Source organism: Kosakonia oryziphila, assembly GCF_900094795.1.
GTDB classification, from domain to species: Bacteria; Pseudomonadota; Gammaproteobacteria; order Enterobacterales; family Enterobacteriaceae; genus Kosakonia; species Kosakonia oryziphila.
Window position 1 is genome coordinate 76,274 of sequence record NZ_FMBC01000002.1, and the last position, 17,002, is coordinate 93,275.

Genomic DNA, 17,002 nt, shown 5'->3' on the forward strand with positions numbered 1-17,002 from the left:
CCTCTTTTTGCCTACGCTCGCTTACTGCTGCGTGGCGCTAACGGTCGCGGTCCAGGCCTGATTGAACGCCTGATGCTGCGCCGCCAGCGGAGCAATCAGCGCGTTATACTGGCTGGCCTGCTGAGACGTCGGGAACTGGATGCCATTGGCAACAAAGCTCACCTGCGTATTCTGCTGGGCAATAAAGTCACCAACCTGCACCAGTTGCTGCGTGAAGACCTGCGCCGCCGGGATCAGCGGTTGCAGCGCGTTGGCCGGATTGGTGACCACTTTGGTATAGATCTGGTCAAATACCGGCTTGAGATCGTCCGCCTGCTTTAACGCCGCATGGGAAGCATCCGCCTGCATTTTCGCATTCTGTAACTGCTGGCTGAGTACGCCGAGCGAGCCATTGGCCTGACGAAGCGGTTCACGCTGGGTCATATAGTCCTGCGGTACGCGAATAGCGTTAACGCTATCCACTACCGGACGCAGACCGGAGTCCATCGCCTGGTTCACCTGCTGGGAATAGCCATAGATCACAGCATAATCAGAGACAAACGGGCCGAACTGTTTTTTCTGATCTGCCGTCAAAGCGGGCAGACGTTCGCTGCTACGCATCGCCGTATTTTGCAGGAAGTCGATAAACGCCTTGCGCTGATCGCCTTCTTTATCGAAACACCCACTCAGGCTAACTACCATTAATAACGCCGCAAGAGGCGCAAACCAGCGAGAGCAGGACTTTCCTGTCGCCATTTTCTTACTCCTTTCACCCATAAAAGCGCACACCGGCACACGCGTGCCTGACGGCTTACAAGGATAGTCCAGGTCCGCCTCGCAAGATACCCTTTCCTTACATTCTTAATACGATGAATTCGACCTGGCATGAAAATTTCCCGCAAGGTGTGCAGATAAGCCTTAATCCAGATTAAAAAAAAGGTTTTACATAAAAATACTGAGCGTCGGGAGATGTATATTAATCAAAGCATTAAGCGGCAGAAAATCCACTTAAGTTGCATCAGAAGTACATGAAAAGTCATTTACCGTACAATTAATTACAGCCAAAACCACACACCAGAAATTTTCACGACTATTCTTAATAAGCTGTATCACGATCCCGCTGTGTGAATTTTACGAGGAGTTCTCAATGGAATATAAAGATCCTATGTTTGAACTGCTGAGCAGTCTGGAACAGATTGTTTTGAAAAATGAAGTAACGCAGCCGGTAACTCTGAGCAAAAAGACGAATTCTTTTAGTGACTTTGAACAATTGCGACGCGGAACCGGGCTTAAAATTGATGACTTCGCTCGTGTAATGGGAGTCTCAGTATCGATGGTGCATGAGTGGGAATCACAACGAATAACACCCACCGCTACCGAAATGAAACTGATGCGTCTGATTCATGCCAACCCGACGCTCAGCAAGCAACTTATAGATTGAACGTTTTACCCCCAGAACCCCCGCTGAACCGGGGGTTTGTTATTTCTGCTTTAACCGAAGGTTCCCAAAGCGCACAGGAGCCATGGCGAAAATTCATTCACTTTCACTGATAATCCCCGTATCCGCTACTAAATCCCCCAACAGCAGGCCTTCTCTCTGCGCTTCAGGACTAAATTTCACGCAAGGTTGTTATTCAGCGCTAATTTTTTGCGCGCAATTGCCGATGAATATGATGACTTAACTAAAAGCTGCAGGCCGGGCGTGTAATCCAGGTAGCCATTTCACACAGGAAACGACTAAAAGGCGTAGCGCAAAACGCAACTCCGCGGTAAGGCAAGCAATAAACAGGGAAGGCAGTTCCATAGAGAAGCTTTGTTCTGGTGTTACGGCAACAAACCATTAAAAGAGAATGAATGATGTCCAGATATATTCTGATTGTTGACGACAGTCGCCTGTCGCGCATGATTTCACGGCAGTTTGTCACAAATCTGCATAACGACTGGAAAATTGACGAGGCCAGCACGGGCGAAGAGGCGATCGCTCTGGTCGCGATAACGGCGCCGTATCTGATCTTGCTGGATGTTAATATGCCGGGCATTGGTGGGCTGGAGACAGCCTCGCGCATCCGTAAAAGCCACCCGCAAACCCATATTGTTCTGCTCACTGCCAATGTGCAGAATTCCGTGCAAACCGCCGCCGAAGAACTTGGCCTTGGCTTCCTGCCGAAACCGCTGAAAGAACCGCAGCTCCATGCATTGCTGAATAGCCTGGAGACAAGTCTATGAACGCGCTGTCGGATATCAGCGATATCGAAGCCGACAGCCTGCTGGAGATCTTCAACATTGGCGTCGGCCATGCGGCCGCAGCGATGAGTAATATCGTCAATGAAGAAGTACACATGTCGGTACCGTCCATCCGCTTTACCACCCGCTCGGAAGCCGCCGAAGAACTGGGAGTAGGCATCTCGCTGTTTAGTATCAGCCAGCATTATAAGGGCGCGTATGCCACAGAAGCGATTCTGATGTTTCCGGAAGCCACCAGTTTTGAAATCGTACGCATGATGGTTGGCGATCTGATCCCTGCCCACGAACTGGGAGAGATGGAACGCGAAGCGATGAGCGAAATCGGTAATATCGTGCTCAATGCCTGTGTTGGTACGCTGGCGAATATGTTCCAGAAAGAGCTACAGGGATCGCTGCCCGAGGTTCGCGTCGGCACCAGTAATCAGATCCTCAATCCGTACAAAGATGAAAACGATCCGATAGTGATGATGCTGCGCATCGATTTTGCGCTGGAACGCCAGCAAATTCAGGGGTATCTCGCGTTTATCCTGGATATGTCGGCGCTGCAAGACTTACGTGAGCAAATCCGGCTCTATATCAGCCGCCTTGAGTCCGGTTGTGTTCCCGACGGAATGTAATCATGAAAGATAAGTTGTTACTGGATGCATTCTCTGCGCTCAGCCTCGGCGTGATCATCGTTGATGCGCAATACCGCATTACGTTGTGGAACACCTGGCTGGAAGCCCATACCGGTCTTACCGCCAGCGAAACGTTGGGGGCGGATTTTTTTACTGTCTTTCCTGACTTGCAGCATCACCGCGTGGGCGATGCAATCCATCAGGCAATTGACCACAATTTATCTGCCCTGCTGTCGCAGTCGCTGCACCGCTCCCCATTTCCGCTTTATGCCGAACCGGCACGGTCTGCCACCCGGCTGAGCCAGGCCGTAACCATTGTTCCGCTGGGTGATACTGAACGGTTTTGCCTGATCCAGATTGTGGACGTTACAGCCGCAGTCCGCCGTGAATCCCTGCTGCGCGACCAGGCGCATGAATTGTTATCACAATCGCTATCGGATGGTCTTACCGGTGTAGGCAACCGGCGTTACTTCGATCTCTGCATTGACCGCGAATGGCGCGCCAGCAAGCGCAACAACAAATCTCTGTCGCTGCTGCTTATCGATGTCGATCACTTCAAACGCTATAACGATTGCTACGGCCACCAGCGCGGAGATGAATGCCTGCAACAGATCGCGACCGCTATGCGTAATGCACTGGATCGCCCAACCGACATTCTGTTTCGCTATGGTGGCGAAGAGTTCTGTGCGCTGCTACCGGAAACGCACTCCGCCGAGGCGGTGGAAATCGCCGAACGGTTGCGCGTCAGTGTTCAACGGCTGGGTTTACCCCATGCCAACTCACCCGAACGCATCGTCAGCGTAAGCATTGGTGTTGCCAGCACCAACCAGCAACAGCACACAGAATACGGCCAGCTTATTCAGAGCGCTGATGACCTGCTGTATGTAGCCAAACGCGCTGGCCGCAATACGGTACGCGTAACATACCCCACCAGAGAACCGCGACCAGTTAATACTGATGGTGTAGGGCCATAGAAAAACCCGCCGGAGCGGGTTTTTTCGTTGCGGCTGACTTATTGCAGCAGAGAGATATCCGCCACCTGCAGGAACAATTCACGCAGTTTCGACAGCAGCGTCAGTCGATTGATACGCACATCTTTGTCGTCGGCGTTTACCATTACCGTCTCGAAGAACTCATCAACCGGCTCACGCAGTTGCGCCAGTTCGATCAGCGCTTCCTGATAGCGACCTTGTGCAAAGAATGGCTCCAGCTTATCGCGCAGCACCACCAGATTACCGGCTAGTTTGATTTCGGCCGCTTCTTTCAACACCGAGGCGTGAACGATATTGTTCAGCGTTTCATCAGACTTCGCCAGAATGTTGGAGACACGCTTGTTGGCCGCCGCCAGCGCCGCCGCTTCGTCCAGAGTACGGAAGTGCGAAACCGCCTTCATACGCGCATCGAAGTCCGCCGGTTTGGTCGGGCGGCGCGCCAGTACGGCCTGAATGGTGTCAACACTGAAACCTTCATCCTGATACCAGGCGCGGAAGCGACCCAGCATAAAGTCGATCACATCATCAACCACGTTAGCGTTGGTCAGCTTGTCGCCGTACAGACGCACCGCTTCTTCAGTCAGCGTTTGCAGATCCAGCGCCAGGTTCTTCTCAACGATAATACGCAACACACCCAGCGCGGCGCGGCGCAGCGCGAACGGGTCTTTATCGCCTTTTGGATGCTGGCCGATACCAAAGATACCCGCTAGTGTGTCCATCTTGTCAGCAATCGCCAGCGCGCAGGCAATTGGGTTCGACGGCAGTTCATCACCGGCGAAACGCGGCTGATACTGCTCGTTCAGCGCAACGGCAACATCTTCCGCTTCACCGTCGTAACGCGCATAGTGCATTCCCATCACACCCTGGGTGTCGGTAAATTCAAACACCATGTTGGTCATCAGGTCACACTTGGAGAGCAAACCAGCGCGGGTAGCATGATTGACATCAGCGCCAATCTGCCCGGCGATCCAGCCTGCCAGCGCCTGAATGCGGTCGGTCTTGTCGCGTAGCGTACCCAGTTGCTGCTGGAACAGCACGGTTTGCAGGCGCGGCAGATGATCCTCAAGGCGTTTTTTGCGGTCAGTATTGAAGAAGAACTCAGCATCCGCCAGACGCGGGCGCACCACTTTCTCGTTACCGGAGATAATCTGCTGCGGATCTTTCGATTCGATGTTGGCAACGAAGATAAAGTTCGGCAGCAGTTTGCCGTCGTTACCGTAAACCGGGAAGTACTTCTGGTCGCCTTTCATGGTGTAGACCAGCGCTTCCGCCGGGACAGCGAGGAATTTCTCTTCGAATTTCGCCGTCAGAACCACCGGCCATTCCACCAGCGAGGTGACTTCTTCCAGCAGGCTGTCGCTCAGATCGGCATTACCGCCAATTTTGCGCGCCGCATCGATGGCATCCGCTTTGATTTTGGCTTTACGCGCATCGTAATCGGCGATCACTTTACCGCGCTCAAGCAGAATTTGTGGATACTGATCGGCATTATCGACGGTGAATTCCGGCTCGCCCATAAAGCGATGGCCACGGATCACGCGATCGGAATGAATGCCCAGAATTGTCGCCGGAACAACGCTGTCGCCCAGCAGCAGCGTAACGGTGTGCACCGGACGCACAAACGTCACTTCCGATGCGCCCCAGCGCATCAGTTTCGGGATCGGCAGCTTAGCAAGCGAAGTGGCAACCATATTCGGCAGCAGCGTTTCGACACTTTCGCCTTTTACATGGGCGCGATAGAGCAGCCACTCGCCTTTGTCGGTAGTCAGACGCTCGGCCTGATCGACAGTAATACCGCAACCACGCGCCCAGCCTTCAGCGGCTTTGCTTGGTTTGCCTTCGGCATCAAATGCCTGCGCAATTGCCGGGCCGCGTTTTTCAACTTCACGATCCGCTTGCGATGCGGCAAGTTTTGCCACTTTCAGCGCCAGACGGCGCGGCGCGGCAAACCACTGTATGTCGCCATGGGCAAGGCCCGCAGCATCAAGTTCAGCGGTAAAGTTGGCAGCGAAGGACTCGGCCAGGCTGCGCAGTGCTTTTGGTGGCAGCTCTTCGGTGCCGATTTCCACCAGGAATGTTCTCTCAGACATGGCCGCCTCTTATTTATTTCTGTTGCACATCGGGAAACCAAGGGCTTCACGGGAAGCATAATACGCTTCAGCGACTGCTTTAGTCAGCGTGCGAATACGCAGGATATAGCGCTGACGTTCCGTTACGGAGATGGCTTTACGCGCATCCAACAGGTTGAAGCTATGGGCGGCTTTCAGAATGCGTTCGTACGCAGGCAGCGGCAACGGGTTTTCCAGCGCCAGCAGCTTCTGCGCTTCTTTTTCATACTGTTCGAAGCAACTGAACAGGAAGTCGACATCTGCGTATTCAAAGTTGTAAGTGGATTGCTCCACTTCGTTCTGATGGAAGACGTCGCCGTAAGTGGTTTTACCCAGCGGGCCGTCGCTCCAGACCAGGTCGTAAACGCTGTCTACGCCCTGAATGTACATGGCCAGACGTTCCAGACCATAAGTGATCTCACCCGTAACCGGTTTGCACTCCAGACCACCCACCTGCTGGAAGTAAGTGAACTGCGTCACTTCCATACCGTTCAGCCACACTTCCCAGCCCAGGCCCCAGGCGCCCAGCGTCGGGTTCTCCCAGTTATCTTCCACGAAACGAATATCGTGAATCGTCGGATCCATACCCAGCTCTTTCAGTGACCCGAGGTACAGCTCCTGAATGTTATCCGGGGAAGGTTTAATCACCACCTGGAACTGATAATAGTGCTGTAAGCGGTTCGGGTTTTCGCCATAACGGCCATCGGTCGGGCGGCGGGATGGCTGGACATAGGCAGTCGCCATCGGTTCTGGCCCCAGCGCGCGCAGACTGGTCATCGGGTGGGAGGTACCGGCGCCAACTTCCATGTCCAGAGGTTGAACGATGGTGCAGCCCTGACGGGCCCAATAATCCTGTAAGGTCAGGATCAGACCCTGAAAGGTCCTGGTATCAAACTTTTGCATATTCTTTCGTGCTGGATACGTGTGGATTTAAAGGAAGCGACAAGTATACCCGCTGACTGCAAGATATACAGTATGAAACGGAGGTGTTTAAGGAAAATTGGGAAAATCATACGGCCGCTGGCCGTGTTCTGGACGCTTAGCGCATCGAAAGATGTAGAAAATGGCCTTCTGCGTCAAAAGCGCAGACAAACGCCTCACTACGGGGTGTCATACCGCGCATTTCGTAACTGCCGCGAAATTGTTCAAAACCGGTAACGGAAATTTTTTGCGCTGCGGTATTGTAGCGATGCGCGGCGCTTTGCCGGCATAACTGCTCCATATCAAGGGAGTGAACGGGGTCCGGTCTGGCGTTTTGCGCGCGCTGTACGGGCGAGCCCGGAGTGGCGCTGCATCCTGCCACTAACAGTAGCAACATCGGTACAAGAGATTTCATCATTTTTATCACTGCCCCGTTCGCTGGCTGTTATTTTTAAAGAGTAACAACAATAGTTTTGCAAAACTGTGGAAAACTGCACAAGCGGATGCAGGAAAACTCAGAATTATCCAGAGCGTTAGGTGGATAAATGGCAGGTCAGAGGATATTTAACATTAAAACAGAGGAACTGATGCAGTCTAAAATTTACTGGATAGATAATCTGCGAGGGATAGCCTGTTTGATGGTGGTGATGATTCATACCACCACCTGGTACATCACCAACCCGGCCAGCATTACCACTTTCGACTGGAATATCGCAAATCTGCTGAATTCCGCCTCCCGCGTTAGCGTGCCGCTGTTCTTTATGATTTCGGGTTATCTCTTTTTTGGCGAACGCAGCGCGCAGCCGCGCCATTTCCTGCGCATCGCACTGTGTCTGGTGTTTTACAGCGTTATCGCCCTGCTCTATATCGTGCTGTTTACCTCGATTAACAGCGAGTTATCTCTGCGTAACCTGCTGCAAAAACCGGTGTTCTACCATCTGTGGTTTTTCTTCGCGATTATCGTTATCTACCTGGTTTCGCCGTTGATTCAGGTGAAAGCGCTCAGCGGCAAAATGCTGCTGGCGTTGGTTGTGGTCACAGGTATTGTAGCCAACCCGAATACAGTGTCGCAGAAGATCGGCCATTTTGAATGGTTACCCATCAACCTCTACATCAATGGCGACACGTTTTACTACATCCTTTACGGCATGCTGGGACGGGCGATTGGCATGATGGAGACGCAAAGACGGCAGTTGACGCTTTTCAGCGCGGCGATCTTTTTGCTGGCAATCTGGGGTATTTCGCGCGGTACACTGCACGAACTGAGGTGGCGCGGCAACTTTGCCGACACCTGGTATCTCTATTGCGGCCCACTAGTGTTCCTTTGCGCCATTGCACTGTTCACACTGGTTAAAAATACACTAAACGATCGCACGCTGCCGGGCCTGGCACTGATTTCACGTCACTCGCTGGGGATTTACGGTTTCCATGCGCTAATCATCCATGCACTACGCACTCGCGGCGTGGAGCTGCGCAACTGGCCGCTACTCGATATCGTGTGGATTTTTGTCGCCACGCTGCTGGCAAGCCTGGCGCTGTCAATGCTGGTTCAGCGCCTCGACCGACGGCGTTTCGTTAGCTAGCCATTCGCGCCCGCGCCCGGTGCAACTGACGCGGCGAAGAGAATCCGGCAGCCAGCGCCGCCTGCTCCGCACCGTGCCCCTGCAACAAACTCTGTTCAGCAATCACCAGGCGTAACTGTTCAAGGTAGTCGCGCACACTGATGCCCAGATGTTGCTGGAACAGGCGCGTCAAATGGCGCGGGCTGACGTGCGCGCATTCAGCGATATCCGCCAGTTGCCATGCTTTTTGCGGCTCGGCGGTGAGCGCATCCTGGGCCCGATGCACTGCCGGGTGAAGATGATTGCGGTAACGCAGCCACGGCGAAATCTGCGGGTCGTCGCCGGAACGGCGGAACCAGACCACCATTTCACGCGCCACCGCCAGCGCCGTTTCCGGGCCCCGCAGGCGGTTGATCAGATGTAAGGCCAGATCGATGCCGGAAGTGATACCCGCGCTGGTCCAGATGCCGCGATCTTCAATAAAGATACGGTTCTCTTTCACCTGCGCGGTCGGCGCTGCCGCTTTTAAACGCGCAATCACGTCATGATGCGTGGTGCACTGCACGCCACTCAACAATCCGGCTTTCGCCGCCAGCACCGCGCCCGAGCAGACGCACATCAGGGTAATGCTCTGATTGTGGATCTGCGGTTGCAGGCGCATCAGCCAGTGAAGTACGAGACTGGCTTGCGGCGTGTTGAAAAAATTCGCCGAATCGCTGACACCGGGCAACACCAGCAAACTGCCTGCCGGCAGTGTTTCCGGCAGCGGCGAGATGTTGCCCATATTCAGGCCAATCGACGTAGGTACTTCGGCGTCCGGCCCGATGTAATGCAGGCGAAAAGCATCCTGCGCCAGCACAAATGTTTCCGCCGGGCCGGTCATATCCAGCGCCAGCACTCCTGGCAACATCACAAACCAGACATCTGTTGTCATTCGCGTTCCAGAATCTCGTGGACGGTTTTAATCGTGGCGAAGCGGCCTTCCAGCACCGTTTCAGTGCGATGGCGCAACGCATCACAATCCAGCGTAATCCCTTTATGCGTCATCGGAAAGGTCAGCGTAGCTTCGCTGGCAAACGTCACACGATACCCCAAATCCGCCGCCACACGCGCTGTGGTTTCGCAGCACTGTTCAGTGCGGATACCGCAGATAATCAAATGGTTGATATCACGCACGCGCAACCAGCGATCAAGCCCGGTATCGGTAAAAGCATTGTGCACATGCTTGTAGAAGGTAACGGCCGGTTGATGTGTCAGAAAAGGCATCGGCGAGACAAAGCCACTTTCCAGCGAGAAAGGGCCGCTGTCAGCAACGTGAAAGATATCGACAACCGGAACGCCGCGCGCTTCACAGCCAGAAATCAGAGCGGAAATGGCCTGTTGGAAGGCAGGAAAATCCTTCTCCTGCCAGTATTCACGATGAAAGAAAGATTGTTGTGTGTCGATATTGATAAGGGCGGTACGTGACATTTCAGGACTCCTTGCTCAGTGGGGATAACGCTATTCTGGCAAGGAGTGTTATGCCTGCTAATACCCAAAAAGGACAACCTCAGGATGATTCCGGCCCACTGAAGAAAGTGAGCCGGAACGGTCAGGACATCAGCGGTAACAACTGCTGATAGATGCGCCGGAACGTCTCGCGACGCGAAGCGTACATCTCATGATGTTCGGCGTTCGGCAGGTGTTGTTGTTCAATGGGAAGCTGCGGTAACAGCGTTGCCAGCGGGACATCCGGGTTCATTGCGACCTGCGCCAACCGCGCCGCGCCTAGCGCCGGACCAACATCACCGCCGGTACGGTAATCGAGTTGCAGGCCGCTAATATCCGCCAGCATTTGCCGCCACCAGGCGCTACGCGCACCGCCGCCAATAAGCGTAATACTCTTTGGCGTCACGCCGCAGGCATGCACCACATCCATGCCATCCGCCAGCGCATAGCCCACGCCTTCCAGCACCGCACGCGCCAGCTCACCCTGCCCGTGCTGATGCGTCAGGCCAAAGAAAACCCCCTTCGCCTGCGGGTTATTGTGTGGTGTGCGTTCGCCGGAAAGATAGGGCAGAAACCAGAGATCACCCGCTTTGTCGTCCGCCTGCTCCGCCGCGTGGATCAGGGCGGGCACCGATTCCAGCCCTGTCAGCCGTGCTGCCCAGTCCAGGCAGGAGGCGGCGCTAAGCATCACCGACATCAGATGCCAGCGCCCCGGCAGTGCGTGGCAAAAGCTGTGTACTGCACTCTCCGGCTTGCTCAGAAACCCTTCGCTGACCGCGAAATAAACGCCAGATGTCCCCAACGAGAGCATCGCCTGACCGGCATCGGCCATGCCCACGCCCACGGCGCCTGCCGCATTATCACCGCCGCCCGCCACCACAGGAACAACGGGCATTGACCAGCGCCGGGCAACCTCCGGCAGCAGTTCGCCGGTTATTTCGCTGCCTTCAAACAGCGCAGGCATATGTGCGCGGGTGAGCGAGCAGGCCGCCAGCATCTCATCGCTCCAGTCGCGCTTCGCGACATCCAGCCACATCGTGCCCGCAGCATCCGACATATCGCTGGCAAAAACGCCGGACATTTTCAGACGCAGATAATCTTTGGGTAGCAATACCTTCGCGACTCTGGCGAAGATGTCCGGCTCGTGGCGCTGAACCCACAGCAGCTTCGGCGCGGTAAAACCGGGCATCATCAGATTGCCGGTTATAGCGCGGGAATTTTTCACCTGCGCTTCCAGCAGCTTGCACTCTTCGCCACAGCGACCGTCATTCCACAAAATAGCCGGACGTAGCACGCGGTTTTCGTTATCCAACAGCGTGGCGCCGTGCATCTGCCCGGCAAGTCCGATAGCCTTCACCTGCTGTAACGAATGCGCGGCGGCCAGCGCCTGAATTGCACGATCCGTCGCCTGCCACCACTGTTCAGGATCCTGCTCGGACCATAATGGCTGCGGGCGCGATACGCTGAGTTTTTCCGTATGAGAGGTCAGCACATCCCCCTGCTCACCGAGCAGAATAGCTTTCACGCCTGAGGTGCCGAGATCGATCCCGATATACATAGTGACCACTCCTGTTGATGTGCGCCGCGTTACCCGCGGCGCTGCACCGGTTACTTGTCGAAGAGGTAATGATTGACCAGATTTTCCAGTTGTTCCTGATGACCGCTCTGATGGCGCGGTGCCAGGTTCTGCTGCTCAGCGTACTTCGCCAGTTCAGCCAGGCTAAGCTGTCCCTGCAAAATTTGCTGGCCCAGCTCACCATTCCAGCCGGCATAGCGCTTCGCAACACGTTTATCCAGCTCGCCATCTTCCACCATGCGAGCGGCCACTTTCAGCGCCAGCGCCATGGTATCCATGGCGCCGATATGTCCGTAGAAAAGGTCATATTTATCGGTGCTCTGGCGACGCACTTTGGCGTCAAAGTTCAGCCCACCAGTGGTAAAACCGCCAGCCTTGAGAATTTCATACATCACTAACGCATTCTCTTCCACGCTGTTCGGGAACTGATCGGTATCCCAGCCGAGCTGCGCGTCGCCTCGGTTCGCATCCACCGAGCCAAACAGCCCCAGCGCGATGGCCGTAGCGATTTCGTGATGGAAAGAGTGACCCGCCAGCGTGGCGTGGTTGGCTTCGATATTGAGTTTGATCTCTTTCTCCAGACCAAACTGCTTCAGGAAGCCATACACAGTGGCTGCGTCATAATCGTATTGATGCTTGGTCGGCTCCTGTGGTTTCGGTTCGATAAGCAGTGTGCCGTGAAAACCAATTTTGTGTTTGTGCTCAACCACCATATGCATAAAGCGGCCGATTTGTTCACGCTCCTGACGCAAATCGGTGTTCAGCAGGGTTTCATACCCTTCACGACCGCCCCACAGCACATAGTTTTCGCCGCCGAGCTTATGGGTGGCGTTCATCGCCGTTACCACCTGCGTGGCGGCCCAACTGAAGACTTCCGGATCGGGATTGGTCGCCGCACCTGCGCCATAGCGCGGGTTGGTAAAGCAGTTCGCCGTGCCCCACAGCAGCTTCACGCCGCTCTGTTGCTGTTTTTCAGCCAGCACATCCACCATCTGCGCAAAGTTGTTGAGGTACTCTTTCAGCGATGCGCCTTCGGGAGAGACATCGACGTCATGGAAGCAGTAAAAGGGGACGTTCAGCTTATGGAAAAACTCAAAGGCGACATCAGCTTTGCGTTTCGCCTGCTCCATGGCCTCGCCAGGGTGCTGCCACGGGCGATCGAAGGAGCCCACACCGAACATATCCGCGCCATTCCAGCAGAAAGTGTGCCAGTAGCAGGCGGCAAAACGCAGGTGATCTTCCATGCGCTTACCGAGCACTAGCTCATCCGGATTGTAATGACGAAACGCTAAAGGATTCGTGGTTTTTGGGCCTTCATAACGAACCCGATCCAGCTGATCGAAATAAGCTTGCATAATGAGCTCCATTGGCGAGTGAACAATTCTGAAGTAATACTGGATTCTCTCTCCGGCTTGCTCAATTACGTTATTTCACACCGCCATTAAGAGAATACGCAAACGTGCGCTGGCTCGCAAAATAACGTCGACTATTGTTGCGTGTAGCCTTCCTCTTTTTTATGCAAAATCTATTTTTCTTTTTTTAAAATAAGATCGCGGTCATAAATCAGGAAATAAACCAAAAAACGTAATGCGTGGATAAAAATCAGTAATTGCCAACTTAACGTTCCGTGTTAAAAATTTGCTCGTCCAAAGCAGTGCATGTTTCTTTTATCTCGCTCATCACCCTACGAAAGGTATTACTATTATGAAGATAAAGAACCTTTGCCTTACACTCTGCGCCTCCCTGCTCCTTGCCAGCGCCGTTGGCCACGCCAAAGAAGTGAAGATTGGCATGGCGATTGACGATCTGCGCCTTGAACGTTGGCAAAAAGATCGCGATATTTTTGTTAAAAAAGCCGAATCACTCGGCGCTAATGTGTTTGTTCAATCCGCCAATGGCAATGAAGAAACACAAATGTCGCAAATTGAAAATATGATAAATCGTGGCGTTGATGTCCTGGTTATTATTCCCTACAACGGTCAGGTATTAAGTAACGTAATAAAAGAAGCCAAACAGGAAGGTATTAAAGTTCTGGCTTACGATCGCATGATTAATAATGCAGATATCGACTTCTATATTTCCTTCGACAATGAAAAAGTCGGGGAATTACAGGCGCAAAGCCTGGTCAATAAAGTGCCGCAAGGGAATTACTTTTTAATGGGCGGCTCACCGGTAGATAATAACGCTAAGCTGTTCCGTGCCGGGCAGATGAAAGTTTTAAAACCGTATATCGATAGCGGAAAAATCAAAATTGTCGGCGATCAGTGGGTCGATGGCTGGCTGCCGGAAAATGCGCTGAAAATAATGGAAAACGCGCTCACCGCTAACAATAACAAAATCGATGCTGTCGTCGCCTCAAATGATGCCACCGCAGGCGGTGCAATCCAGGCGCTTAGCGCCCAGGGGCTGGCAGGGAAAGTCGCCATCTCCGGCCAGGATGCGGATCTCGCCGGGGTAAAACGGCTGATTAACGGCAGCCAGACAATGACCGTCTACAAGCCGATTACACAGCTTGCCAACACGGCGGCGGAAATTGCCGTCGAGCTGGGCAACGGCCAGCAGCCGAAAGCAGATACCACGCTCAACAACGGTCTGAAGGATGTCCCGTCCCGCTTGCTGACGCCTATCGAGGTGACGAAAGACAATATCGACGCCACCGTCATCAAAGATGGTTTCCATCAGAAAAACCAGCTCTAGCACGTTCGGCGCGCCTCTCCATTGCGGGCGCGCCCTCCGCCTCCTCTTTCAGGCGTTGTCAGACCAGCAAATGACGTGGAGCAGCTATGCCTTATTTACTCGAAATGAAAAACATCACCAAAGCCTTTGGTGCTGTGAAAGCCATTGATAACGTCAGCCTGCGATTGAATGCTGGCGAAGTGTTATCACTGTGCGGCGAGAATGGTTCCGGTAAATCAACACTGATGAAAGTCCTGTGCGGGATCTACCCGGCTGGCAGTTACGACGGGGAGATAGTGTTTGCCGGCGAAACCTTGCAGGCCAGCCATATCCGCGACACCGAACGTAAAGGTATCGCTATCATTCACCAGGAACTGGCATTGGTGAAACACCTGACGGTGCTGGAAAATATCTTCCTCGGCGCGGAAATCACCCGTAATGGCGTGATGGATTACGACCTGATGACGCTGCGTTGCGAAAAACTCCTTAACCAGGTGAAGCTGGCCATTTCACCGGACACCCGGGTAGGCGATTTAGGACTGGGACAGCAACAACTGGTGGAAATTGCCAAAGCGCTGAATAAGCAGGTGCGGCTGCTTATTCTGGATGAACCGACAGCCTCGCTCACCGAACAGGAAACCTCGGTGCTGCTGGATATCATCCGCGACCTGCGCAACCATGATATCGCCTGTATCTATATCTCCCATAAACTCAATGAAGTCAAAGCGATATCTGACGTGATTTGCGTCATTCGCGATGGCAAACATATCGGCACCCGCGATGCAATGGGCATGAGCGAAGATGACATCATCACCATGATGGTTGGTCGCGAGCTTACGGCGCTTTATCCCAACGAGCCACATACTACCGGCTCGGAGATCCTGCGCGTTGAACACCTGACTGCCTGGCACCCGGTTAATCGCCATATTAAACGCGTCAATGACGTCTCTTTCAGCCTGAAACGTGGCGAAATCCTCGGTATCGCCGGGTTAGTCGGCGCAGGCAGAACCGAAGCCGTGCAGTGTCTGTTTGGCGTGTGGCCCGGACGCTGGGAGGGTGCGATTTACCTTGATGGCAAGCAGGTGGAGATCCACAACTGCCAGCAGGCCATTGCGCACGGCATTGCGATGGTGCCGGAAGATCGCAAAAAAGATGGCATCGTGCCGGTTATGGCAGTGGGAAAAAATATTACTCTTGCGGCGCTGGATCAGTTTACCGGCACACTCAGCAGCCTGGACGATGCGGCAGAGCAGGCCTGCATTTTACAGTCTCTACAACGGTTAAAAGTAAAAACCTCATCGCCAGCACTTGCCATTGGCCGCCTAAGTGGCGGCAATCAGCAAAAAGCGATTCTGGCCCGCTGCCTGCTGCTCAACCCGCGCATTTTAATCCTCGACGAACCGACGCGCGGTATTGATATCGGCGCGAAATATGAAATCTACAAACTCATTAACCAACTGGTGCAGCAAGGGATTGCCGTCATCGTTATCTCATCCGAACTGCCCGAAGTGCTGGGTTTAAGCGACCGGGTGCTGGTGATGCATGAAGGCAAGCTGAAAGCCGATCTTATCAATCGTAATCTGACCCAGGAGCAGGTCATGGAAGCGGCACTGAGGAGCGAACATCATGTCGAAAAGCAACCCGTCTGAAATGAAGCTATCCACGGTCTCACCGGGCGTATTTTCCGGTCTGAAATCCCTCAACTTACAGGTCTTTGTCATGATTGCTGCCATCGTAGTGATCATGCTGTTTTTTACCGGTATGACCGATGGCGCTTACCTGAGCGCACGCAATATCTCTAACCTGCTACGCCAGACCGCCATCACCGGTATTCTGGCGGTCGGTATGGTGTTCGTCATTATTTCCGCAGAAATTGACCTCTCCGTTGGCTCAATGATGGGCCTGCTCGGCGGCGCAGCGGCAATTTTTGATGTCTGGCTCGGTTGGCCACTGCCACTCACCGTGGCAGTAACGCTGGTGCTCGGCCTGCTGCTGGGCGCATGGAATGGCTGGTGGGTGGCCTATCGCAAAGTGCCGTCATTCATCGTCACCCTGGCCGGTATGCTGGCGTTTCGCGGCGTGTTAATCGGCATCACCAACGGCACCACGGTTTCTCCCACCAGTGTGGCGATGTCGCAAATCGGCCAAAGCTACCTGCCAGACGGTGTTGGTTTCGGCGTCGGCGTTCTGGGCATGGTGGTGTTTGTGCTCTGGCAATGGCGCGGGCGGTTGCGCCGCCAGTCGCTCGGCCTCACGACACCAGCCTCCACCAGCGCGATTGGCCGTCAGGCGCTTATCGCAGTGATTGTGCTGGGTGCTATCTGGCTGCTCAATGATTATCGTGGCGTTCCCACGCCAGTGCTGCTGCTGGCGTTTCTTCTGCTGGCCGGGATGTTTATGGCCACGCGAACCGCGTTTGGCCGCCGGATTTACGCCATCGGCGGTAACCTGGAAGCCGCCCGGCTTTCCGGTATCAACGTTGAACGTACCAAACTAGCGGTATTTGCCATCAACGGTTTGATGGTGGCAATTGCCGGGTTAATCCTCAGTTCACGCCTCGGCGCGGGTTCGCCTTCGGCCGGGAATATCGCCGAGCTGGACGCCATTGCCGCCTGTGTCATTGGCGGCACCAGCCTCGCAGGCGGGATTGGTAGCGTTGCGGGTGCCGTAATGGGGGCGTTTATTATGGCCTCGCTGGATAACGGTATGAGCATGATGGATGTGCCCACCTTCTGGCAATACATCGTCAAAGGCGCGATTTTACTGTTGGCGGTGTGGATGGATTCCGCGACCAAACGCCGGGCCTGAAAGGAGTGATGAATACAGGCGTGATCACACT

General features: G+C 54.1%; 16 protein-coding genes. 8 read left to right on the forward strand and 8 right to left on the reverse strand.

Going from position 1 to position 17,002, the window contains the following annotated elements; translation table 11 throughout:
- Positions 1–21 precede the first annotated feature (21 nt).
- Positions 22–735 carry a DUF3053 domain-containing protein gene (locus GA0061070_RS01635; protein WP_090133096.1) on the reverse strand — a complete coding sequence of 238 codons (714 nt, stop codon included), beginning with the start codon at positions 733–735 and terminating at the stop codon, positions 22–24.
- 391 nt (positions 736–1,126) lie between these two features.
- Here GA0061070_RS01635 and GA0061070_RS01640 point away from each other — a divergent pair, with 391 nt between their 5' ends.
- The 4 genes from GA0061070_RS01640 (at position 1,127) to GA0061070_RS01655 (ending at position 3,814) form a co-directional block, all read left to right on the forward strand.
- A complete protein-coding gene (locus GA0061070_RS01640) occupies positions 1,127–1,420 on the forward strand; it encodes an HTH-type transcriptional regulator (protein ID WP_090133097.1) in 294 nt (97 codons plus the stop codon).
- A gap of 413 nt (positions 1,421–1,833) precedes the next feature.
- On the forward strand, positions 1,834–2,205 hold the full coding sequence (locus tag GA0061070_RS01645; protein ID WP_090133099.1) for a response regulator: 372 nt from the start codon (positions 1,834–1,836) through the stop codon (positions 2,203–2,205).
- Positions 2,202–2,840 carry a chemotaxis protein CheC gene (locus tag GA0061070_RS01650; protein ID WP_090133101.1) on the forward strand — a complete coding sequence of 213 codons (639 nt, stop codon included), beginning with the start codon at positions 2,202–2,204 and terminating at the stop codon, positions 2,838–2,840. Before GA0061070_RS01645 ends, GA0061070_RS01650 begins: the two co-directional genes overlap by 4 nt.
- A 2-nt stretch (positions 2,841–2,842) precedes the next feature.
- A complete protein-coding gene (locus GA0061070_RS01655) occupies positions 2,843–3,814 on the forward strand; it encodes a GGDEF domain-containing protein (RefSeq protein WP_090133103.1) in 972 nt (323 codons plus the stop codon).
- Positions 3,815–3,852: 38 nt separating this feature from the next.
- Here GA0061070_RS01655 and glyS read toward each other — a convergent pair whose 3' ends face one another.
- The 3 genes from glyS to GA0061070_RS01670 all read right to left on the reverse strand — a co-directional run bounded on the left by glyS (position 3,853) and on the right by GA0061070_RS01670 (position 7,279).
- Positions 3,853–5,922, reverse strand: a complete 2,070-nt coding sequence (gene glyS, locus GA0061070_RS01660) for a glycine--tRNA ligase subunit beta (RefSeq protein ID WP_090133105.1) — start codon at positions 5,920–5,922, stop codon at positions 3,853–3,855.
- Between the two features lie 9 nt (positions 5,923–5,931).
- Positions 5,932–6,843: a glycine--tRNA ligase subunit alpha gene (glyQ, locus tag GA0061070_RS01665; RefSeq protein ID WP_035886762.1), complete on the reverse strand. Its 912-nt coding sequence runs from the start codon at positions 6,841–6,843 to the stop codon at positions 5,932–5,934.
- A gap of 136 nt (positions 6,844–6,979) precedes the next feature.
- The gene (locus GA0061070_RS01670; RefSeq protein WP_090133107.1) at positions 6,980–7,279 is read right to left on the reverse strand and encodes a YsaB family lipoprotein; all 300 of its coding nucleotides are present in this window, start codon (positions 7,277–7,279) and stop codon (positions 6,980–6,982) included.
- 169 nt (positions 7,280–7,448) lie between these two features.
- Here GA0061070_RS01670 and GA0061070_RS01675 point away from each other — a divergent pair, with 169 nt between their 5' ends.
- Positions 7,449–8,444 carry an acyltransferase gene (locus GA0061070_RS01675; protein ID WP_090133224.1) on the forward strand — a complete coding sequence of 332 codons (996 nt, stop codon included), beginning with the start codon at positions 7,449–7,451 and terminating at the stop codon, positions 8,442–8,444.
- Here the strand turns inward: GA0061070_RS01675 and GA0061070_RS01680 are convergent.
- The 4 genes from GA0061070_RS01680 to xylA all read right to left on the reverse strand — a co-directional run bounded on the left by GA0061070_RS01680 (position 8,437) and on the right by xylA (position 12,842).
- Complete coding sequence (locus GA0061070_RS01680; protein ID WP_090133109.1) at positions 8,437–9,357, reverse strand: GlxA family transcriptional regulator; 921 nt, start codon at positions 9,355–9,357, stop codon at positions 8,437–8,439. The genes GA0061070_RS01675 and GA0061070_RS01680 overlap by 8 nt on opposite strands.
- Positions 9,354–9,893: an isochorismatase family protein gene (locus tag GA0061070_RS01685; RefSeq protein WP_090133111.1), complete on the reverse strand. Its 540-nt coding sequence runs from the start codon at positions 9,891–9,893 to the stop codon at positions 9,354–9,356. The genes GA0061070_RS01680 and GA0061070_RS01685 overlap by 4 nt, the downstream gene beginning before the upstream one ends.
- 121 nt (positions 9,894–10,014) lie before the next feature.
- Complete coding sequence (gene xylB / locus GA0061070_RS01690; RefSeq protein WP_090133113.1) at positions 10,015–11,469, reverse strand: xylulokinase; 1,455 nt, start codon at positions 11,467–11,469, stop codon at positions 10,015–10,017.
- A 50-nt stretch (positions 11,470–11,519) separates the two neighbouring features.
- Positions 11,520–12,842 (reverse strand): xylose isomerase, encoded by a 1,323-nt coding sequence (xylA, locus tag GA0061070_RS01695; protein ID WP_090133115.1) that lies wholly within the window; start codon positions 12,840–12,842, stop codon positions 11,520–11,522.
- 349 nt (positions 12,843–13,191) lie between these two features.
- Between xylA and xylF the strand changes: the two genes are divergently transcribed.
- The 3 genes from xylF to xylH all read left to right on the forward strand — a co-directional run bounded on the left by xylF (position 13,192) and on the right by xylH (position 16,971).
- Entirely contained in the window at positions 13,192–14,184 is a 993-nt protein-coding gene (xylF, locus tag GA0061070_RS01700; RefSeq protein ID WP_090133118.1) for a D-xylose ABC transporter substrate-binding protein, read from the forward strand.
- An 86-nt stretch (positions 14,185–14,270) separates the two neighbouring features.
- Entirely contained in the window at positions 14,271–15,812 is a 1,542-nt protein-coding gene (locus GA0061070_RS01705) for a xylose ABC transporter ATP-binding protein (protein ID WP_090133120.1), read from the forward strand.
- Positions 15,790–16,971, forward strand: coding sequence for a xylose ABC transporter permease XylH (gene xylH / locus GA0061070_RS01710; RefSeq protein ID WP_090133122.1), 1,182 nt, complete (start codon positions 15,790–15,792; stop codon positions 16,969–16,971). The genes GA0061070_RS01705 and xylH overlap by 23 nt, the downstream gene beginning before the upstream one ends.
- Positions 16,972–17,002: the final 31 nt, after the last annotated feature.